The organism is Mycobacterium sp. IDUB_17 (assembly GCF_055419465.1).
In genome coordinates this window covers 154,250-175,139 of record NZ_JBVAXS010000006.1, presented here as the reverse complement: position 1 = coordinate 175,139, position 20,890 = coordinate 154,250, and the positions used below count along the sequence as shown (strand labels likewise).

Sequence of the window (20,890 nt, the reverse complement as noted above, 5' to 3'; positions counted from 1 at the left end):
ACCACTCCTTCGTGCGGACTGTGCTGCCAACCTTATGCCTGTGATGGCTGTTGACCAGGGTAAAAAGTCCCAGAAGGTGGCATCGCGCAGCGCGTCGACCGCGGCCTCAATCCCGGTCGGCGTCTGCTTTCACAACCGTCAGTCCGCTCAGCAGTACCGCGATGCCGAATTCGAAGGCGTCGTCGGCGCGGGCGGGCTTGGCGCTGCCGGTGGCCAGGGCGGCGGTCAGTTCCGGGCCCACCTCGGCGCCGGTGCTCCAGGGTTCGTCGGGGGCGGCGACATCCAGGGCCGAGCCCAGCACGAATGAGTCGATCAGGGTGATGGCGCGCAGCGTGTCGGCCGGGTCGAACCCGGCGCGGCTGAAGGTGAGGGCCAGGGTGTTGTACATGGTCAGGGCATGTTCGCTGTTCACCGCGTGTGCGGTGAGCAGCGGGATGAGTCGCGGATAGCGGGCGTAGCTCTGCCGGTAGGACCGCATGATGTCGGCGACCACCTCGGTCCAGGGGCGGGCCGGGTCGTCGTCGGGGAGGGTGACTTCGGACATGGCCCGCTCACGTAGCAGTTCGACGATCTGTTCGCGTCCGGCGACGTGGTTGTAGAGCGAGGACGGCCGGACCTTCAGCGCCCGGGCGAGTCGGGGGACGCTGAATCCGCCGGTTGAGTTCACCAAATCCATTGCCGCACTGGTGATGCGGTCGGGGGAGAGCAGCGGTACCGGCGGGCGTCCCATGGCACATTTCTACTACCTCTTTACAACCGCTGTAAGCGGGGTCACAATAAAACGAACACCATTCGTTTTAGGAGTCGACCGATGATCACCCTGACCGCCACCGCGCCCGAGTCGCTGTCCCGAAGCGCCGAGTCGACGCGCCCTCCGCTGCGGGTGGGGCTGGTGCAGCATCGGTGGCGGCCCGACGCGACGGAGCTGGTCAGGGTGCTACGGGACGGTATCGATCGGGCGGCCGGCGCCGGTGCCGCGCTGGTCTGCCTGCCGGAGATCACCCTGCTGCGATACCCCGCGGACACCCCGGCCGGACAGAATCCCGGCGAGTCCGCCGAGGATCTCACCGGAGGCCCGACCTTTGCCCTCGCCGCCGAGGCCGCCCGCGCGAACGGCGTCTTCGTGCATGCTTCGCTGTACCAAAAAGCACCGGCCGAAGACGGATTGGGCTTCAATACGGCGATCCTGGTGACCCCGTCGGGGGAGTTGGCCGGATATACCCGCAAGCTGCACATCCCGATCTCGGCCGGCTACTACGAAGACACCTATTTCCGTCCGGGTCCGGGGCCGTCCGCCGACGGTGACCCCTATCCCGTGTACAACCCAGAGGGCCTGGGTGCCCGTGTCGGCCTGCCGACCTGCTGGGACGAGTGGTTCCCCGAAGTGGCGCGCAGCTACTCACTCGGCGGCGCCGAGATCGTGGTCTACCCGACGGCGATCGGTTCGGAGCCGGTGTTCCCGGCCTTCGACACCCAGCCGCTGTGGCAGCACGTGATCGTCGCCAACGGCATCAGCAGCGGGCTGTTCATGGTGGTGCCCAACCGGATCGGTGACGAGGGCAAGGTCACCTTCTACGGTTCGTCGTTCATCTCCGACCCGTTCGGCCGGGTGCTGGTGCAGGCACCTCGCGACGAAGAAGCCGTGCTGGTCGCCGACCTGGATCTGGATCAGCGCCGGGACTGGCTGGAGCTGTTCCCGTTTCTGCTCACCCGGCGGCCCGACACCTATGCCGCGCTGACCGCGCCGGTCGATGTGGCGCACCCGTACGGAGCCGGCCACGCAGCCACGGCAGTGGTGAAATGACCACTCACCGGATGCCGGCGGAGAGTGCACCTCAGGATCGCGTGTGGATGGCCTTCCCGTCCGCCGGCTATTCGCTGGGCGACTCCGAAGCCGAACACCACGAAGCGCGCACCACCTGGGCGGCGGTGGCGCACGCGGTGTTGGAGTTCGAGCCCGTGACAATGGTGGTGGATCCCGCCGAAATGGCCGCGGCCCGACGCTATCTATCCGCAGCTGTCGACATCGTCGAGGCTCCGTTGAACGACGCGTGGATGCGCGACATCGGCCCCACCTTCGTGCACGCCGAGGACGGTTCGGTGGCCGCGGTGGACTGGGTGTTCAACGGCTGGGGCGCACAGGATTGGGCACGCTGGGATCGTGACTCGAAAATCGCTGCGGCCGTGGCTGATTGGTCCGGAGTGCCGGTGGTCGACTCGAATCTGGTGAACGAAGGGGGCGGCATCCAGGTCGACGGGCTGGGAACCGTCCTGGTCACCGAGACCGTGCAACTGGACCCCGGTCGCAACCCCGGCGCCACCAAGGCGGACGTCGAGGCCGAGCTGGCCCGAACCATCGGTGCCGATCACGCGGTGTGGCTGCCGCGCGGGTTGACCCGTGACTCGCAGCGCTTCGGCACTCGCGGCCATGTCGACATCGTGGCCGCGATAACGTCGCCCGGCCGGCTGCTGCTGCATGCGCAGGGCGCCGAGGAGCATCCGGATCACGTGGTGTGCAAGGAAATCCGCGCATCGATCGAGCAGTCCCACGACAGCACAGGACGGCCGTGGGAGATCGTGGAGCTACCGGCGCCGGACCAGTTGACCGACGCCGACGGCTTCGTCGACTACAGCTACATCAACCACCTGGTGGTCAACGGCGGGGTGATCGCCTGTGCCTTCGGTGATCCGCGGGACGCCGACGCGGCGGCGATCCTCGCCGAACAGTATCCGGGCCGCCGTGTGCTCAGCGTCGATGCCCGCCCGCTATTCGAGCGCGGCGGCGGCATTCATTGCATCACCCAACATCAGCCTGCCGCTCTCCAGCGGTGATCAGCCGGCCGATCGCCGCGCTCACCCGGGCGCGGTTGCCGGTCCCGTTGCGCAGCACCCAGGACGTCAGGTGCTCGACCAGCTCGCGTACCTGCAGCAACGCCTGGATGCGCTGCCCCTCATCGCTGCTGCCGGCCAGTTCCGCCGCCCACAGCGCGTCCAGATCGAGGATGTCGCGCACCGTGGCGTAGGCCTGCGCCACCTGCGGCGTGGTCACCGCCAACCGCTCCTGCATGCGGTAGATGGTGCCGGGGCCGACCCGGTTGATCAGCTCGCCGGCCACCGAGGTCGCGACGATCTCACGGCGCAACGGATGGCGGCTGATCTCGGCGCGGGCATGCTGGGCGATCCCAGCGGGGAAGTAGTCCCCGAGGCGGTGCGCGAACACCTCCTGGTCCGGAATGTCGGAGGCAAGCAACTCCTGTGCCACCAGATTCTTGGATTGGGCCAGCAGCACCGCGATCTCAGGTCGGGTGAGTCCCAGTCCCATGGTGCGACGGCGTGCCAGTTCCGGCCCGGCAGGCAGCCCCTCGACTTGGGGGTCGACGCCCGCTTCGTCCCGCAGATTGCCGATCAACCTGATGTGCCGGTCCAGCAGCGAATCGGCTTCGGCGGCGGCCATGCTGATTGCCAGGATCGCCTCGGCGTTGTCGGCCAGCACCCGCGCGGCGACGTCCTCGGTGGCGTCGGAGAGCAGCGTATTGCGTTGTGCAGTATCGATGTTGCCGGAATCCAGGGCGATTTTGATGTTGACCTCGAGGTCTGAGGTCGCGACACCGGCCGCGTTGTCGATGAAGTCGGCGTTGACCCGGCCACCGTTCAGGGCGAATCCGATCCGCGCCTGCTGGGTGAGTCCGAGGTTGCCGCCTTCGCCGATCACCTTGCAGCGCAGCTGCGATGCCGTCACCCGAACGCGGTCGTTTGCCTTGTCCCGGGCGTCGGAGTCGGATTCCCCGTCGGACCTGACGTATGTGCCGACGCCGCCGTTCCACAGCAGGTCGACTGGGGCGCGCAGCACCGCCGAGATCAAGTCGTCCGGGGTGCACTCGGCCGCTTCGATGCCCAGCGCGGTCCGTGCCTGCGGTGACAGCGGTATCGACTTGGCAGTGCGGGGCCACACCCCACCACCGGCCGAGATCAGCGTCGAGTCGTAGTCCTGCCAGCTCGATGCGGGCAGACCGAACAGCCGTGTGCGCTCGTTGAAGGACACCTTGGGGTCCGGGTCGGGATCGACGAAGATGTGCCGATGGTCGAACGCCGCGACGAGTTTGATGTTGTGGGACAGCAACATTCCGTTGCCGAACACGTCACCGGACATGTCGCCGATACCGGCGACTGTGAACGGATCGACATCGAGGTCGTGGCCGGCTTCGGCGAAATGCCGCCGTACCGAGAGCCACGCACCGCGTGCGGTGATGCCCATCGCTTTGTGGTCGTAGCCGGCCGAACCGCCCGAGGCGAAAGCATCTCCGAGCCAGAAGCCGTACTCGGCGGCAATGGAATTGGCCAGGTCGGAGAACTTCGCGGTGCCCTTGTCGGCAGCGACGACCAGGTAGGCGTCCGTGCCGTCGGGGCACACCGTCCGGTCCGGATGACGGACCGCACCATCGACGATGTTGTCGGTGACGTCGAGCAGCCCGCGGATGAATGTGCGGTAGCCGTCGGCGGGGGCGATATCGGCGTTGCGGAGCACGAACGCGCCTTTGGCGCCGGCCGGCACGATGGGGGCGTTCTTCACGGCCTGCGTCTTCATCAGGCCGAGCACCTCGGTGCGGAAGTCCTCAGGGCGATTCGACCAGCGCAGCCCACCTCGGGCGATGGCGCCGCTGCGCAGGTGTATGCCCTCGACGGTGTCGGAGCACACGTAGATTTCGCGGTAGGGGACCACCGGGCCGGTGTCGGCCAGCTGGGCCGAATCGATCTTGAAGGACAGGTAGTCCTTGGCCTGGCCATCTGGTCCGAGCTGGAACCAGTTGGTACGCAAGGTCGCCCGCACGAAGCTGTGCAGCGTGCGGCGAATACGCTCGTCGTCGAGCGAGGTCGCGGCGTCCACCAGGGCCGCCACGTCGAGATCTGCTTGGGCGGCGTCGGCGCGGTCGGTGCGGTCGGTGCGGTCGGGGTTGAAGCGGGCATCGAACAGCACCAGCAGCGCGTTGACGAAATCCGGTGCGGCGACCAGCGAGTCGATGATGTAGTCGGACGAGAAACCCAACCCGGTCTGCCGGATGAATCGGGTGGCCGCCCGGATCAGAACTACCCGGCGCCAATCGATTCCGGCTGACGGAATGAGCGCGGCGTATCGGTCGACCTGCCAGCGTCCGGCGATCGCGGCTTCGTAGGCCCGTGCGATCAGATCGAGCGTGGATGTCGGCAGGTCGAGACCGCCGAATTCGTAGTGGTGTCCGGCGTCGCTGGCCCGATAGGAGGCGACACGCAAGCCGAAGTGTTCGAACATGGCGCAGACCTCGGCGAGCAGCGGCGGGGATCCGGTCCACTGCACCTCGGCGTGGGTGCCGGCTTCGTCGGCGGCAAAAGACACTCGGGCAGAAGGGTTTTCCACAGGCCGAGTCTCGGCCATGGCGGGCCGAACGGCCATCGACATACTGGCGATGATGGTGACGTTCGCGGCGCCATATTGTCTAGTGATTTGTGCACGATTTTCCGCGCCTGGCGCGGAAAATCGTGCACAAATCACTCAGGCAGAGTGTCGAAGCCGCAAGGCATTCCGGATCTCGGCCAGGACCCGATCGGGATATTCCGTCAGATCGAGCCAGGTGAACCGCAAGATCTGATATCCGTGCAGCGAGATGATGTTCTGCCGGTTCCGGTCGTTCACGAAGTCGTCAGCGTTGCTGTGGAAAGCCCAGCCGTCGACTTCGATGGCAAGCCTCGCCGCCGGAAAGACAACGTCGACCTGGTATCCCGCGACCGGACAGTTGGCCTTCCATCCGGTGATCTTGTTGCGACGCAATAGTTTCACCAGCAGGCGTTCGGCTTCGGAGCGGGCGCCGTCTGCTGCGGAGAGCAGTAGTATCCGGGCGGCGGGCGACCCGTGCCGGCCCTTGTTGCGCAGATGCGCATCCCATAGTTGTTTCAGCTCGACGTGCCGCTGCAATGCCGCATCCATCAGCTTGGCGCCACCCCCGCGGCGGGTCGCGGCTTCGACGACCGAAAGTGGAAGTGCGGTTACGCGGAGTCCATTGCGTTCGATGATGTCGGAGCCGGGCAGATCGCGGCGTCGGACGCGGATCCCGTCGCGCTTGCGGTGATTGCTCACCCTGGGCACGGTCACTTCGACGCTCTTCGGCGGGTAGCGCGTGACGCCGTGCCACCATGCGGCGGCCAGTCCGCTGGCGGTGGCAGATGGCCCGTACGACCACACCGCGCTGCGCACCCGTGCTGAATCGGTGAATGGACGATCGTCGACGAAGAACACCCCGGGTGCGCAACGCAGCCAGTGGCCCGAACGAACGCGACGGCTGATGGCGTCGTCGCTGAGGCCGGCGGACAGGGCTTGTGCCCGGGTGATCACGCCATCGTGATTGCGAAGGTAGTCATCGAGCACACTGAATCGGACGTCCGCGCCGCCGCTTCGGTTCCACCGACTGTGATTTGTGCACGATTGTCCGCGGCAGGCGCGGAAAATCGTGCACAAATCACCCCAGGCTCAGGGGATCGGGGGCGTGTCCATGGTCAGGGTTTCGCCCCGGAAGAATGCCGGCTGGACGAAACGCAGGACGAGCATCAGGACGGCACCGAGCAGCAGAATGCCGAAGCCGAGGTAGAACACCAGGCCGACGCCGCCGATCGACGCGCCGCTGCCGCTGGCCTCCGGGTCCATGCTCACCAGAACCGACTTGACGAAAACCGACAGCAGCATGATGCCGCCGACCGCCGGGAACACCAGCTTGTAGATGATGTTCCTCGGGCTGAGGAACAGTTCTTTGCGGAAGAACCACACGCAGGCGAACGCGGTGATGCCGTAGTACCAGCAGATCATGATGCCAAGGGCGGCAATGGTATCCAGCAGTGTCCGCTCGGAAAGCAGTGTCACCACCGTGTAGAAGCAGGCGGTCACCACACCGGCGACCACGGTGCTGAACACCGGTGACAGAGATCGTGGGCTGACGCTGGCGAACCGCTTGGGGAAGGCGCCGTAGGCGCCCATCGCCAGCATGGTGCGGGCGGCCGGGAGAACGGTCGTCTGCAGGCTGGCGATCGACGATGCGAACACCGCCAGCAGCAGCAGTGGCCCGCCCCAGTCACCCAGCACCGGATAGGCCAGCGCCCCGAACACGTTCTCCGCGATCTCCTCGTTGCCCAATCCCAGCCCGGTGTCGCCGACCCCGGCGTACATCATCACCGCGACCGCCACCAGAAGGTAGGTCAGCAGGATGGACAGGACACACAGCAATCCGGCGCGGCCGGGCACCTTGGTGGGGTCCTTGCTCTCCTCGCCCAGCGTCAGGCAGGTGTCCCAGCCCCAGAAGGCGAAGATCGAGCCGATCAGCCCAATGACGAAGGCGCTCATCGTGAGTCCGGTGAACGGGTCGAACCATTGGATGTCGAAACTCAAATGCCCCTCGACGCCGCCGGACCGCACGATGGCGACGACCGCGAACGTCAGGAGGACGGTCATCTGGAATCCGACCAGCACATACTGCACCTTCTCGCTGGTGGTGATGCCGCGGCACGAGATGAAGGTGGCGATGGCGAGTAGCGCGACCGTCGAAACGATGTTGACGCCGACATTGTCGGCAGGGAGCATCGCGAGCGTGTCGTTGTGCAGCACCTTGCCCAGGAACTCGTAGCCGAAGAGGACGCCGATCGAGGCCAGGTTGGACAGCACGATGATGGTGGCGATCACCATGCCCCACCCGCACATCCAGCCGACGTACGGCCCGAAGGCTTTGGTGGACCAGGTGAACGACGCGCCGCAGTCGGGAGCCCGGGAGTTCAGTTCACGGTAGGCGTAGGCGGTCAGGAACATCGGGATGAAGCCGGCGATCAGGATGGCGGGCATCTTGAGCCCGACCGCCGCGACGATGAGCCCGATGCTGGCGGTCAGGGTGTAGCCCGGCGCCACCGTCGAGATGCCGAGGATCGCGCCGGTGAAGGTGCCGATCCGCCCCGGCGCCAGGCCTTTGGCGACCAGGCCCTCCTCGCGCTCGGCCCGTTCCAGTTCGGTGCTGGCCAGTTGCTCAGACATGCTCTGCCCCTTCATCTTTAGGCACCACAAACATCGGGACCCGCAGAACACGCAGCATCTTCGCCGCAGTCGACCCGAGGAACAGGCGGCGCGGCTGGGCCAGCCGGCTCGAACCGACCATGATCATGTCGCCGTCACGCCAGCCCAGTTTGTCGACCGCCTCCTCGACGGTCGGGCCGGTGGCCACCTGTGAGGAGACCGGAACATCATCCGGCAGAAAGTCTTTCGCCTGGTCCAGGGCGCGCTGAGCGTGCTGCTGGGCGGCGTCCAGCCGGCGGGCGTCATCCACGGCGACCAGCGACACCAGGCGAACGGGCGTCTCGGTGGCCCGGCAGAACCGCAAGGCGGTGTTGAGCAACTGGGTGGCTCCGGGCCGGGTGCCGATGGCGCAGGTGACCTCCCGAATCCGCTCGTTGCGCTGCAATCGGGCGCCGCGCGGTGCGATCACCACCGGTACGGGGGAGGCATGCACCAGGTCGTTGACCACCGAGCCGAGTGACAGAGGACCGGCCATCCCGCCGCCGGCTCCACCGACCACCAGCGCATCGGCGCCCAGGTTCTCGGCCACCGCGATCAGGCCCATGGTGCTGGACTCGTCGTAGCTCAGGTGGGTGGTCACCGGCACGTCGTTGCGCACCCGCGCCGCGGCCGCAGCCAGCCAGCCGTCGGCTTCCCGGTGCAGCACGTCGCCGGGGGTGGGGGCCAGCGCCGAGCGGTCACTGGGCAGGACCATGCACAGGTCAAGGGCCGCGCTCAGGGTGCGGGCGATCTGTTCCCCGACTGCCACGGCGTCGTCGCCTCCCGGTGTGGCGATGTAGGCGACGGCGATTCGTGGGCTACTCATCGACTAGTCCTCCGCAGCTGTCCAGCCGACACCCCGCGCCGTCCATCTCTTGTGAATTTCATCAGGTCTCTGGCGGGCCAAGTGTGTCGCGTAACACATCGCAGATCATCCGACAATATGGAGATTCTCAGTGCAGGTTTTCGACACTCTGTACATTCCTGTGGGTGGCGGTCCCGGTGTCGTGGGTGATCGAGCAGTCGGATCTGCATCTGCGTCTGCTCGCCGGCGCGGCCGGTGTCGGGCGCGAGGTGAACCTGGTGCTGACCACCGAACTGGCGAATCCGGCCGAATGGCTCTCCGGCGGCGAGTTGGTGCTGACCACCGGCATCAGCCTGCCCGCAAGCGCTCGAGGTCGCCGACGTTACCTGCAGCTGCTCGCCGAAAGTGGCGTCACTGCAGTGGGTTTCGGAATCGGCTTGACGTTCGATGCGGTTCCGGAAGAAGTGGTGGCAGCCGCCGATGAGCTCGGGTTGGCGCTGATCGAGGTCCCGCTTCGGACACCGTTCGCGGCAGTCGTGCAGCGGGTCGGTTCGCGCATTGCAGCGCTCGAATATGACGCCGTGCTGCGTGCTTCCCGGGCGCAGCCGCGGATCACCCGGGCGGTGGTGAGCGACGGTCCGCGCGGTGTCGCGGCCGAACTGGGCCGCGCGCTGAAGGCCGCCGTGGTGGTGCTGGATCCGACCGGGACGGTGATCGCATCGCACCCGAGCAACCTCAGCGTCACGACGGTCAACCTGGTACGCGACTCGATCGAACCGGGAGCCGCGTCAGGCGTCCGCGTGCTGTCCGATGGCACCACCGTGGCCCAACAGGACATCCGGGTCGGCGGCCGTTCGCACGGTGTACTCGCGGTGGTCGGCCCCGGTGCCCTTAGTCCGGTCGACCAGGTTCTGTTCGGGCACGCAACATCGTTGCTGGCCTTGGATTTTGAGAAGCCGGCCCGGTTGCAGGAGGTGCAGCGGCTGCTCAATGAACAGGCGCTGGGGCTGTTGTTGGCCGGCGAACACGACCTGGATCCGGTGTATGCGCAGCTGGCGCCGGTCGCCGATGTCGAGGGCCGGATTCGGGTCCTGATCGTCGACTTCGACGGAGAAACGAAGTCCGCGAGTCACCGGAGCCGGGCGCGGGCCGCGGTGGTGCGCGAGCTGGAGGCGGCCGGACATCCGGTGTTCGTGCACGGTGCCGATCGCCGGCTGACCGTGTTGCTGCCGGGCACGGCGACGGTTGAGAGCGCGGCCGGTCTGCTGAGCGGGCTGGACCGTTCGGTGCGCAAGTCGAGCCGCAGCGGGCTCAGCGGGATGCGGCCGTTGGCGCGGTTGATACAGGCCGTCGACGATGCCCGGCTGGCCGCATCGGTGGCCGAACGCGGCTGTTATCCATTGGAATTCGCCGATCTGGCGGGCAGCGCACTGTTGTCCTCCGGGCCCAGCCGGGAGGTGCTGATGGCGCTCGGGGCGGCGGTGCTGACTCCGGTGGCCGACCACGACGCGCAGCACGGATCCGGGTTGATGGCGGCACTGCGGGCGTTCCTGGAGGCCAACGGCCAGTGGGAGGCCGCCGCGGCGGCCATCGGCGTGCACCGGCACACGATGCGCAAGCGGATCGAGATCGCCGAGGGGCTGCTGGGGTGTGATCTCGGGGTGGCCCGGGTGCGGGCCGAGCTGCTGTTGGCGATCTTGGCGCGCGGCTGACCGCGCCACCGCGGCCGCGTGCTCAGACGGTGACCGCCGCTTCGTCCGGCGTCGGCTCGCGACGCCAGCCGACGTAGGTCAACCACAAGCCCATCGCGGCCAGCAGCAGGAAGAAGACCCGGGCGCCCAGTTGTAGGCCCGGGCTGGTGGCCGTCGCGTTCGCCCCGGAGTCGATCGCCGACGGAATCGCCATCATCGCCAGTCCGCGCAGCGCCACGAACCAGCCGAACAGCGAGATGAGCGCCGCCGTCACGCTGTACCAGTACTGGTGGAACGCGATCACGATCAGGCCCATCATCAACATCGCCGCACCGAGGATCCAGGGCAGGACCGCGTTGTCGAACAGTCCGCCGAGCAGCCCGGTGAGGTCGGGCAGGCGAATCGCGATGATCGCGGTCGCGGCCGCGACGAACGGGCCCAGGACGCGGGCGAACGCCCGGGTGCGGCGTCGGGCTTCGGGGGTGGCCTGTGGCATCGCTACTCCAATCAATAAACCGACGGACGGTCTATTTTTAGGTTAGGCTCGACCCGAGCAGTCGTCAATGGGAGGTGTTCGTGGCCCGTCGGGTCAAACCGGAGGAGTACGCAGCCCGGCGGCGCGAGATCCTCGATGCCGCTCTGGAGCTCATGCATGACAAGGGCTATGAACGCATGACCATCGAGGACGTGCTGTCCAAGGTGCAGATGTCCAAGGGCGCGCTCTATCACTACTTCGGTTCGAAACAGGCGCTCCTGGAAGGAATCGTCGACGCGATGGCGGAAAGTGCGTCGCTGCCCTTGCAAGCCGTGATCGCCGACGACAGCCTCGACGCCGTCGCCAAGCTCCACGCCTACTTCGGTGCATCGTCAGCCTGGAAGGCCGAAAACCCGGAGGTCGTGACAACCCTCATGAACCTGTGGCGGGACGAGAACGCGCTGTTCCGCCAAAAGCTGGCCAAGCAGTCGATGCGCACCTCGGTGCCCATGCTCGAAGCCGTCATCCGCCAGGGCTGCGACGAAGGCGTGTTCCACGTCGGGTTCCCGCACGAGGCCGCGATGTTCATCGCGGGCCTGGACGGCGTGCTCGCCGATGCCTTCGCCGTCGCGGTCGAGCAGCACGAATCACCCGGGATCGACGTCAGCGGACCCCGCGCACAACGTGTGATCGGCGCGTACCTACAGGCGATCGAGCGCATCCTCGGATTGCCCGACGGCTCGCTGGCGTCCGGTGCCTAGGGGCTTTCGGAACCTCACACCACGCTGGCGCGCCCGAGATCGGTGATGTCGCTACCGATCAGCTCGAGCATCTGCCCGGCGGTGTACCGCTTGTCGACGATCGCGCGCAGCTCGGCGTCGGTGGCGCCGACGAGCTGAACGAACGTGACCCGGCCATGCGGGGTATCGATCTCACCGGCCGCGTCGAGGGTGGTCAGGAAGCCGGTGAGCGCCGACCGGTGCCCGGTGTCGATGCCGGCCTCCTGGCCCGTGTAGACGTACTCGTCCGGCTGGAAGACCTTGCCCGACTCGAACACGTAGCGTGCCAAGCCCTGCAGGTTGACGCAGGCGGTCCGCATCTCCTCGTCCTCGTTGGCCCCGGGTGCGAGCTTCAGCTTCAGCGTCAGCTCGATGCCGAAGCCGCTGTACGCCGGATCGGTGGATTCCTTGGCGTAGAGGTCGGAGAACCCGTACGTGACGAAGTGCAGGGCCTCCGGGCTCCGGTAGATGCTGATGCCGTCGAGCGGGTCCGGGCCCCCGAAGCACCACTTGATGAGGGCGGCCATGTGCAGCGGCTCGGGCTGATCCGGATAGAGCGTGTCGAACGCCGCGGTGATCGCGTCCCAGCCAGGTGCGCTGTCGTCGTCGCCCGCGGCGACGTCAGCCGCCGGCTGCTCCGCGGCGCTGTCCTTGTGCTTCCGGCCGAACAGGCCCATGGCTCTCCCAACTCTCCGGGTCCGCCCGATCCGGGACCGACGGGCGTCGTGCCGACGAGTGTGACGGCCACGATGTCCAGATTTTGCCGCACCGTCAGCGCGCGCTTGTCCACCGTTGCGGTGAACCACCCCGTAAGCTCGTTAGCGTGCAGCGACGAATCATGGGCATCGAGACGGAATTCGGTGTGACCTGCACCTTCCATGGCCATCGTCGGCTCAGCCCCGATGAGGTTGCCCGCTATCTGTTCCGGCGGGTGGTGTCGTGGGGCCGCAGTTCCAACGTGTTCCTTCGTAATGGCGCGCGGTTGTATCTCGACGTCGGCAGCCATCCCGAGTACGCGACCGCCGAATGCGACAACCTGACCCAGCTGGTCACCCACGACCGCGCCGGTGAGCGCGTCCTGGAGGACCTGCTGATCGATGCCGAGCAACGGCTGGCCGACGAGGGCATCGGCGGTGACATCTACCTGTTCAAGAACAACACCGACTCGGCGGGCAACTCCTACGGCTGCCACGAGAACTACCTGATCGTGCGGGCCGGTGAGTTCTCCCGGATCTCCGACGTGCTGCTGCCGTTCCTCGTCACCCGCCAGCTCATCTGCGGTGCGGGCAAGGTGCTGCAGACGCCGAAGGCCGCCACCTTCTGCCTGAGCCAGCGCGCCGAGCACATCTGGGAGGGCGTCTCCAGCGCCACGACGCGGTCACGTCCGATCATCAACACCCGCGACGAGCCGCACGCCGACGCCGAGAAGTACCGCCGTTTGCACGTCATCGTCGGTGACTCCAACATGTGTGAGGCCACCACGATGCTCAAGGTGGGCACCGCCTCGCTGGTGCTGGAGATGATCGAGGCCGGCGTCCCGTTCCGTGATTTCTCCTTGGACAACCCGATCCGCGCCATCCGCGAGGTCAGCCACGACCTCACCGGGCGGCGTCCGGTGCGGCTGGCCGGCGGCCGGCAGGCCAGCGCCCTGGACATCCAGCGCGAGTACTACAGCCGGGCCGTCGAGTACCTGCAGACCCGCGAACCGAGCACCCAGATCGAGCAGGTGGTCGACCTGTGGGGCCGCCAGCTCGACGCGGTCGAGAGCCAGGATTTCGCGAAGGTCGACACCGAGATCGACTGGGTGATCAAGCGCAAGCTGTTCCAGCGCTACCAGGACCGCTACAGCATGGAGCTGTCCGACCCGAAGATCAGCCAGCTCGACCTCGCCTACCACGACATCAAGCGTGGTCGCGGGGTGTTCGACCTGTTGCAGCGCAAGGGTCTGGCCGCCCGGATCACCACCGACGAGGAGATCGACGCCGCGGTCAACACTCCGCCGCAGACCACCCGGGCCAAGCTGCGCGGCGAGTTCATCAGCGCGGCACAGGAAGCGGGGCGGGACTTCACCGTCGACTGGGTGCACCTCAAGCTCAATGACCAGGCCCAGCGCACCGTGCTGTGCAAGGACCCGTTCCGGTCGGTTGATGAGCGAGTCAAGCGCCTGATCGCCAGCATGTGAGCTCTAAGCTTTCATCTCGTGGCGGTATCCAAAGTCGAGCGGTTGATGAACCTTGTCATCGCATTGCTGTCAACCGATCGTTTTCTGCCGGCAGAAAAGATCCGCAATATCGTCCAGGGCTACGACGACAGCTCCAGTGACGAGGCGTTCTCGCGAATGTTCGAGCGCGACAAGAACGAATTGCGCGATCTTGGAATCCCGCTGGAGACCGGCCGGGTGTCGAAGTTCGACCCCACCGAGGGCTATCGGATCAACCGCGAGGCCTATGCACTGCCGGCCGTCGCGTTGACCACCGACGAAGCCACCGCCGTCGCGGTGGCCACCCAGCTGTGGCAATCCCCGGAGTTGATCACCGCGACCCAGGGTGCGTTGCTCAAACTGCGGGCGGCAGGGGTGGACGTCGAAGGCGGCGATTCGTCCGTCGCGATCACCTCCACGACTGTACTGCCGGGTATCAGGGGTTCGGAGAAGGTCCTGGGAACCCTGTTGTCGGCGATCGACACCGGACGGGTGGTGCAGTTCGAACACCGGTACTCGCGCAGCGATCCGTACACCACCCGCACCGTCGAACCGTGGGGTGTGGTGACGCACCGGGGCCGCTGGTACCTCGTCGGTCATGACCGGCTCCGCGACGACACCCGCACGTTCCGGCTGTCCCGCCTCGGTGACACGGTCACCGCCATCGGAGAAGCCGGTACCGTGCAGAAACCCGACGGCGTCAACTTGCGTGAGGTGGTGCAGCGCGTCGTCGCCGAAGCACCGACCGGGGAACAGGCCCGGATCTGGGTGGCCGACGGCCGGGCAACTGCCCTGCGACGACAGGCCGTCGGGACCGTACCGCGCACGCTGGGCGGCCGCGCAGGTGAGGAGATCACCGTCGACGTCGGCGGATACGACAGATTGGCCAGGGAGATCGCGAGTTACGGGGCCGACGCCGTGGCGTTGGCGCCACAATCGCTGCGCGACGACGTGCTGGCGCGGTTGCGGGCGCAGGCGGACCGCGGCATGAGGGTCAGCGAGGATCGCGCATGAGTCAGGTTTCCACCCGGCTGGTCCGGATGCTGAACATGGTTCCGTACTTCCAGGCCAACCCGAAGGTCACGCGGGCCGAGGCGGCCGGGGCGCTGGGCGTCACCCGCAAGCAGCTTGACGACGACCTGCGGCAGTTGTGGATGTGCGGGCTGCCCGGGTACAGCCCCGGCGACCTCATCGACTTCGATTTCGAAGGCGACACAGTCGAAGTCACGTTCAGTGCGGGTGTGGACCGCCCGCTGCGGCTGACCTCCACCGAAGCAACCGGGATCCTGGTCGCGCTGCGGGCACTGGTCGACGTGCCCGGCATGGTCGATCCGGAAGCCGCGCGCAGCGCGATCGCCAAGATCGAATCTGCCGCGGGCAGCAAGCTGGCGGCCGTCGACGAGCCGGCGCAGACCGAAAGCGTCGCTGCCGCGGCCGTGCGGGCCGCGGTGCGCGACGGCCGGGCGGTGACGGTGGAGTACCACTCGGCGTCGCGGGATTCGCTGAGCCGACGCACGGTCGATCCGATCCGGGTCGCGCTGGTCGGTGACAACAGCTATCTGGAGGCGTGGTGCCGCACCGCCGAGGCGGTGCGGCTGTTCCGCTTCGACCGCATCGTCGACGCGCAGGTGCTCGACGAGATATCGGCACCGCCGCCACCGGCGGTACAGGCCGGCCCCGACATGTCACTGTTCGACGCGGATCCGGCCCTCCCGTCGGCCACCCTGTTGGTCGACGCGACTGCCGCGTGGGCCTTCGACTACTACCCGTTGCGGGTGGTCAACGAGCTGCCCGGCGGGGCCTGCGAAGCTGCGATGACCTACGCCTCCGACGAATGGATGGCCAGGTTCGTACTCGGTTTCGGCTCGGCGGTCACCGTGTTGGCCCCGGAGTCGTTGGCGCAGCGGGTGCGGGACGCGGCCGCCGAGGCCCTGCGTGTCTACGACGCCGACGACGCACGCGGGTAGACTCGGCACCGACGTCTGGAGGTAACCAAATTGGGTGGTCTACAACCCTGGCACTGGATCATTGTCATCGCGGTGTTCGTGCTGCTTTTCGGCGCCAAGAAGCTGCCGGACGCCGCGCGGTCGCTCGGTAAGTCGATGCGGATCTTCAAGTCTGAGATCAAGGAGATGCAGTCGGATTCTGCGGCCTCCCCGGCGGAGGCCCCGCCAGCCAAGCCGATTGCTTCCGAGCGGGTCGACGCTCCGGCTCCCGAGCAGTCCCCGGACCGCCACACGGCCTGACCGGTCCGGCATCCGATCGCGGTCATCGCCCCGCGATGCCGTGCCACGTCTACGACCAGGCCTCTAGAACACGCCAGTGACCTCCGGATTCATCAAGAAGCTCGATCCCCGCCGCCGCCGCTCGCGGGTCAACCCCGACGGCACGATGTCGTTGGTCGACCACCTGCACGAGCTGCGTAACCGTCTGCTGATCAGCGTGCTCGCTGTTCTCGTGACGACGATCTTCGGCTTCCTCTGGTACACCAACGGCTTCTTCGGTCTGCACAGCCTGGGGGAATGGCTGCGTGGCCCGTATTGCTCACTGCCCGCCTCGGCCCGCGCGACCATCGCCCCGGACGGCGAGTGCCGGCTGCTGGCCACCGGCCCGTTCGACCAGTTCATGCTGCGCCTCAAGGTGGCGCTGGCAGCCGGGCTGGTGCTGGCCTGCCCGGTGTGGCTCTATCAGCTGTGGGCGTTCATCACGCCAGGTCTGTACAAGAAGGAACGCCGCTTCGCGATGGCGTTCGTCGGCGTCGGCGCCGTGCTGTTCATCACCGGCGCGATCCTGGCTTACGTGGTCCTGGCCACCGCCCTGGGCTTCCTGCTCACCGTCGGCAGCGACGTGCAGGTCACCGCGCTGTCGGGCGAGCAGTACTTCGGGTTCCTGATCAATCTGCTGCTGGTGTTCGGCATCAGCTTCGAGTTCCCACTCCTGATCATCATGCTCAACCTGATCGGCATGCTCAGCTACGAGCGGCTCAAGGTCTGGCGCCGCGGCCTGATCTTCGGCCTGTTCGTCTTCGCGGCATTCGCCACGCCGGGCTCTGACCCGTTCACGATGCTGGCGCTGGCCTCTGCGCTCAGCCTGCTGCTGGAGTTCGCGATCCAGATCGCGCGGGTCAACGACAGGCGCAAGGCGCGGCGCGAGGCACTGGAGGTGCCCGAGGACGAGGCCGCGCCGATCCCGACAGCGGAACCGATCCAGACGCCGGAACCGGTGAGCGGACCGTCGCGAATCGACATCGACGACGATGCCACCTGATCCTGGTGAGCAATCCGGCGGTGAACTGATCAGGTTCACCGCCGAATATCCGTTCGCCCTCGACGATTTCCAGCTGCGTGCCTGCCGTGCGCTGGAAAGCGGTCACGGCGTCCTGGTGTGTGCACCGACCGGGGCGGGCAAGACCGTGGTCGGCGAATTCGCCGTGCACCTGGCGCTGGCGGCGGGCGGCAAGTGCTTCTACACCACACCGATCAAGGCGCTGAGCAACCAGAAACACAACGATCTGGTGGCCCGCTACGGCGCCGACAAGATCGGGTTGCTCACCGGAGACCAGTCCATCAACGGTGACGCCGACATCGTGGTGATGACCACAGAAGTGCTTCGCAACATGCTGTACGCGAATTCGCCTGCGCTGCATGGGCTTTCCTATGTCGTAATGGACGAGGTGCACTTCCTGGCCGACCGGATGCGCGGTGCGGTGTGGGAGGAGGTCATCCTTCATCTGCCCGAGGACGTGCTGTTGGTCAGCCTGTCGGCGACGGTCAGCAATGCCGAGGAGTTCGGCGGCTGGATCCAGACCGTTCGCGGCGACACCACCGTCGTCGTCGACGAACACCGGCCGGTGCCGCTCTCGCAGCACATGCTCGTCGGCCGGCGGCTGTTCGATCTGTTCGAGGGCACGAACAGCACGCTCGTCGACCCGGATCTGTTACGCCACATCAGCCATCGGCGCGAGGCCGATCGGCTGGCCGACTGGCAACCACGCGGAAGAGGGCGCGGAGGCGGGCGCCCGCAGCTGTACCGGCCGCCCAGCCGGCCCGACGTGATCGCCACCCTGGACGCCGAGGGGCTGCTGCCCGCCATCACCTTCGTGTTCTCGCGGGCCGGATGCGACGCGGCTGTCCAGCAGTGCCTGCGTGCGCCACTGCGGCTGACCACCGACGAGGAACGTAGCCGGATCGCCGAGATCATCGACCGGCGCTGCGCCGACCTGGCCGAATCCGACCTGATCGTCCTCGATTACCACCAATGGCGCGAAGGACTGCTGCGCGGGCTGGCCGCCCACCACGCCGGCATGCTGCCGGTGTTCCGGCACACCGTGGAGGAGCTGTTCACCGCGGGCCTGGTCAAGGCAGTGTTCGCCACCGAGACCCTGGCTCTGGGCATCAACATGCCGGCCCGCACCGTGGTGCTCGAGCGGCTGGTGAAGTTCAACGGCGAGCAGCATGTTCCGTTGACGCCGGGGGAGTACACCCAGCTGACCGGGCGGGCCGGGCGCCGCGGTATCGACGTCGAAGGCCATGCCGTGGTGCTGTGGCGGCCCGACGACAGCAACGCCGAACCCGCGGAGGTCGCCGGCCTGGCCTCGACCCGGACCTTCCCGCTGCGCAGCTCGTTCGCGCCGAGCTACAACATGACCATCAACCTGGTGCAGCAGATGGGGCCCGAACAGGCGCACAAACTGCTGGAACGCTCCTTCGCCCAGTATCAGGCGGACCGATCGGTGGTCGGGTTGGTGCGCGGGATCGCGCGCGGCGAACGGATGATGAGCGAGCTGGCGGCCGAGTTCGGCGGCAAAGACGCGCCCATCCTCGACTACGTCCGGCTGCGGACCAAGATCGGCGAACGCGAACGCGCGCAGTCGCGGGCATCGCGACTGCAACGCCGCAGGGCCGCCACCGACGCACTGGCCGAGTTGCGCCGCGGCGACATCATCACCATCACCCACGGCCGCCGCGGCGGACTGGCGGTGGTGCTCGAGCCCGCGCAACGCGACAGTGACGACCCGAGACCGCTGGTGCTCACCGAACACCGTTGGGCAGGCCGGATTTCGTCGGCCGACTACTCGGGTGCGTCGGCCCCGCTGGGTGCGATGACGCTACCCAAGCGGGTCGAACACCGGCAGCCACGAGTGCGTCGGGATCTGGCGTCGGCGTTGCGCTCGGCGGCCGCCGACCTCTCGGTGCCCTCGAAGCGCGCGAGCAGGGGCGCCGCGGCCCCCGAACGCGACGTCGATCCCGAACTGGCCGGCCTGCGTGACGAACTGCGTCATCACCCGGCGCATCAACTACCGGACCGCGAGGCCCAGGCCCGGATCGCCGAACGCTATCTGCGCATCGAACGTGACAACGCCCAGATCCAGCAGAAGGTGAACGCGGCGACGAACTCGCTGGCCCGCACCTTCGACCGAATCGTGGCGCTGCTCAGTGAACGCGGCTTCATCGAGGCCGACTCTGGTGAACCCAGGGTGACCGACGCCGGTCGCCTGCTGGCCCGGATCTACAGCGAGAGCGATCTGCTGGTGGCCGAATGTCTGCGCGCCGGCCTGTGGGACGGTTTGCAGCCCGCGGAACTGGCCGGCGTGCTCTCGGCAGTGCTGTTCGAATCGCGCGGGGACTCCGCGGGCGGGGTCCTGGGAGTCGACATTCCCACCGAGAGCCTGCGCCGCGCGCTGGCCAAGACCCGGCGCGTCTCGGCGGACCTGCGCGGCGACGAGCAGCGGCACCGGCTCGCGCCGAGCCGTGAACCCGACGAAGGCTTCGTGACCGCCGTCTACCGGTGGGCGACCACCGGCGATCTGGCCGCCGCACTCGCGGCCTCGGATGTCGCTGGTTCGGGTTCTGCGCTGTCGGCGGGGGATTTCGTGCGGTGGTGCCGTCAGGTGCTCGACTTGCTCGACCAGGTGCGCAATGCCGCACCCGCAACTGCCCTGCGCAATACCGCGAAACGCGCTGTCAACGATGTTCGGCGCGGTGTTGTTGCTGTTGATGCGGGGTAATGTGTGGCAGGCGATACCGAACAGGATCAAGGAGAACCATGAGCGGACCGCAGGGATCTGACCAGGGACAGCAGTGGCCCGGTCAGCAGCCTGAGCCCACGGGGGACCAGGCGCAGGGTGCCGAGGCGTGGCAGCCACCCACCCCCGCTTCCGAGGACCCGACGCCTCACGCTCCGGCCTGGCAGCCGCCGGCGTACACGCCGCAGCAGTATCCGTCGTACCAGCCGCCTGCCCAAGGCGTGCAGCAGCCGGATTATTCGCAGCCGCAGCAGCCACAACAGCCGCAGTACCCCGGGGCCGAGCAGTACGGCCAGCCGGCGTACCCCGGCGGCCAGCCGCAGTACGGCCAGGTGCCTGGCTATGGGCAGCAACCGCAGTACGGGCAGCCCGGGCAGCCGCCGCAGTACGGCCAGCCGGGTCAATACCCTCAGCCGGGCCAGTACGGCGCTCCCGGTCAGTTCGGGCCTTACGGTGTGCCGGGCGCTTCGGGGGAATCCAAGCGTTCGCTGGCCGTGATCGGCGGCGTCGTCGGCGGCCTGCTGGCCCTGTTGCTGATCATCCTCGCGGTCACCGCGTTCTGGCTTCCGGGATGGGCGGTGACGACCAAGCTCGACATCAACAAGGCCCAGACCGGCGTCGAGCAGATCCTGACCGACAAGACCAACGGTTACGGTGCCACCAAGGTCACCGGCGTCAAGTGCAACGACGGTGAGAATCCGACGGTCAAAAAGGATTCGACCTTCGACTGCGAGGTCACCATCGACGGCACCAAGCGCAAGGTGACGGTGACCTTCAAGGACGACAAGGGCACCTACGAGGTCGGTCGACCCAAGTAAGTCAGCCCGCCGATATCTACATCAGGGTCGCTTCGCCG

General features: G+C 67.2%; 18 protein-coding genes. 11 read left to right on the top strand and 7 right to left on the bottom strand.

From position 1 onward, the window contains the following. Positions 1 to 106: 106 nt before the first annotated feature. Positions 107 to 730: a TetR/AcrR family transcriptional regulator C-terminal domain-containing protein gene (locus tag ACZYZ7_RS24215; protein WP_463741992.1), complete on the bottom strand. Its 624-nt coding sequence runs from the start codon at positions 728 to 730 to the stop codon at positions 107 to 109. A gap of 81 nt (positions 731 to 811) precedes the next feature. Between ACZYZ7_RS24215 and ACZYZ7_RS24210 the strand changes: the two genes are divergently transcribed. Together ACZYZ7_RS24210 and ACZYZ7_RS24205 are read left to right on the top strand one after the other, a co-directional pair. Continuing rightward, positions 812 to 1,804: a nitrilase-related carbon-nitrogen hydrolase gene (locus ACZYZ7_RS24210; protein ID WP_450070605.1), complete on the top strand. Its 993-nt coding sequence runs from the start codon at positions 812 to 814 to the stop codon at positions 1,802 to 1,804. Then, on the top strand, positions 1,801 to 2,832 hold the full coding sequence (locus ACZYZ7_RS24205; RefSeq protein ID WP_450070604.1) for an agmatine deiminase family protein: 1,032 nt from the start codon (positions 1,801 to 1,803) through the stop codon (positions 2,830 to 2,832). The genes ACZYZ7_RS24210 and ACZYZ7_RS24205 overlap by 4 nt, the downstream gene beginning before the upstream one ends. On the opposite strand, the gene ACZYZ7_RS24200 is transcribed toward ACZYZ7_RS24205, so the two are convergent. The 4 genes from ACZYZ7_RS24200 to ACZYZ7_RS24185 all read right to left on the bottom strand — a co-directional run bounded on the left by ACZYZ7_RS24200 (position 2,798) and on the right by ACZYZ7_RS24185 (position 8,885). After that, positions 2,798 to 5,392, bottom strand: coding sequence for an NAD-glutamate dehydrogenase domain-containing protein (locus tag ACZYZ7_RS24200; protein WP_450070603.1), 2,595 nt, complete (start codon positions 5,390 to 5,392; stop codon positions 2,798 to 2,800). The genes ACZYZ7_RS24205 and ACZYZ7_RS24200 overlap by 35 nt on opposite strands. A 135-nt stretch (positions 5,393 to 5,527) precedes the next feature. Continuing rightward, on the bottom strand, positions 5,528 to 6,397 hold the full coding sequence (locus ACZYZ7_RS24195) for a DUF559 domain-containing protein (protein WP_450070602.1): 870 nt from the start codon (positions 6,395 to 6,397) through the stop codon (positions 5,528 to 5,530). 102 nt (positions 6,398 to 6,499) lie between these two features. Then, complete coding sequence (locus ACZYZ7_RS24190) at positions 6,500 to 8,041, bottom strand: APC family permease (protein ID WP_463741991.1); 1,542 nt, start codon at positions 8,039 to 8,041, stop codon at positions 6,500 to 6,502. Further along, positions 8,034 to 8,885, bottom strand: a complete 852-nt coding sequence (locus tag ACZYZ7_RS24185) for a universal stress protein (protein ID WP_463741990.1) — start codon at positions 8,883 to 8,885, stop codon at positions 8,034 to 8,036. The genes ACZYZ7_RS24190 and ACZYZ7_RS24185 overlap by 8 nt, the downstream gene beginning before the upstream one ends. Before the next feature lie 176 nt (positions 8,886 to 9,061). Here ACZYZ7_RS24185 and ACZYZ7_RS24180 point away from each other — a divergent pair, with 176 nt between their 5' ends. Further along, complete coding sequence (locus ACZYZ7_RS24180; protein ID WP_450070787.1) at positions 9,062 to 10,576, top strand: PucR family transcriptional regulator; 1,515 nt, start codon at positions 9,062 to 9,064, stop codon at positions 10,574 to 10,576. Between the two features lie 22 nt (positions 10,577 to 10,598). Here the strand turns inward: ACZYZ7_RS24180 and ACZYZ7_RS24175 are convergent, their stop codons facing one another. Continuing rightward, positions 10,599 to 11,051 carry a hypothetical protein gene (locus ACZYZ7_RS24175; RefSeq protein WP_463741989.1) on the bottom strand — a complete coding sequence of 151 codons (453 nt, stop codon included), beginning with the start codon at positions 11,049 to 11,051 and terminating at the stop codon, positions 10,599 to 10,601. An 80-nt stretch (positions 11,052 to 11,131) separates the two neighbouring features. Between ACZYZ7_RS24175 and ACZYZ7_RS24170 the strand changes: the two genes are divergently transcribed. Next, a complete protein-coding gene (locus tag ACZYZ7_RS24170) occupies positions 11,132 to 11,791 on the top strand; it encodes a TetR/AcrR family transcriptional regulator (RefSeq protein WP_450070598.1) in 660 nt (219 codons plus the stop codon). A 14-nt stretch (positions 11,792 to 11,805) separates the two neighbouring features. Here the strand turns inward: ACZYZ7_RS24170 and ACZYZ7_RS24165 are convergent, their stop codons facing one another. Continuing rightward, positions 11,806 to 12,486: a suppressor of fused domain protein gene (locus tag ACZYZ7_RS24165; protein ID WP_463741988.1), complete on the bottom strand. Its 681-nt coding sequence runs from the start codon at positions 12,484 to 12,486 to the stop codon at positions 11,806 to 11,808. Positions 12,487 to 12,632: 146 nt separating this feature from the next. Here ACZYZ7_RS24165 and pafA point away from each other — a divergent pair, with 146 nt between their 5' ends. The 7 genes from pafA (at position 12,633) to ACZYZ7_RS24130 (ending at position 20,852) form a co-directional block, all read left to right on the top strand. Then, positions 12,633 to 13,991 carry a Pup--protein ligase gene (gene pafA, locus ACZYZ7_RS24160; protein ID WP_135455556.1) on the top strand — a complete coding sequence of 453 codons (1,359 nt, stop codon included), beginning with the start codon at positions 12,633 to 12,635 and terminating at the stop codon, positions 13,989 to 13,991. 18 nt (positions 13,992 to 14,009) lie between these two features. Continuing rightward, a complete protein-coding gene (locus tag ACZYZ7_RS24155; RefSeq protein WP_463741987.1) occupies positions 14,010 to 15,023 on the top strand; it encodes a helix-turn-helix transcriptional regulator in 1,014 nt (337 codons plus the stop codon). Next, on the top strand, positions 15,020 to 15,976 hold the full coding sequence (locus tag ACZYZ7_RS24150) for a helix-turn-helix transcriptional regulator (protein ID WP_463741986.1): 957 nt from the start codon (positions 15,020 to 15,022) through the stop codon (positions 15,974 to 15,976). The genes ACZYZ7_RS24155 and ACZYZ7_RS24150 overlap by 4 nt, the downstream gene beginning before the upstream one ends. Before the next feature lie 30 nt (positions 15,977 to 16,006). Beyond that, positions 16,007 to 16,255 (top strand): Sec-independent protein translocase subunit TatA, encoded by a 249-nt coding sequence (gene tatA, locus ACZYZ7_RS24145; RefSeq protein WP_135455549.1) that lies wholly within the window; start codon positions 16,007 to 16,009, stop codon positions 16,253 to 16,255. A gap of 76 nt (positions 16,256 to 16,331) precedes the next feature. Next, positions 16,332 to 17,276: a twin-arginine translocase subunit TatC gene (gene tatC, locus ACZYZ7_RS24140; protein WP_135455547.1), complete on the top strand. Its 945-nt coding sequence runs from the start codon at positions 16,332 to 16,334 to the stop codon at positions 17,274 to 17,276. Then, positions 17,266 to 20,016 carry a DEAD/DEAH box helicase gene (locus ACZYZ7_RS24135; protein WP_463741985.1) on the top strand — a complete coding sequence of 917 codons (2,751 nt, stop codon included), beginning with the start codon at positions 17,266 to 17,268 and terminating at the stop codon, positions 20,014 to 20,016. Before tatC ends, ACZYZ7_RS24135 begins: the two co-directional genes overlap by 11 nt. A 38-nt stretch (positions 20,017 to 20,054) precedes the next feature. Further along, the gene (locus ACZYZ7_RS24130) at positions 20,055 to 20,852 is read left to right on the top strand and encodes a DUF4333 domain-containing protein (protein ID WP_135455544.1); all 798 of its coding nucleotides are present in this window, start codon (positions 20,055 to 20,057) and stop codon (positions 20,850 to 20,852) included. Positions 20,853 to 20,890 lie beyond the last annotated feature (38 nt).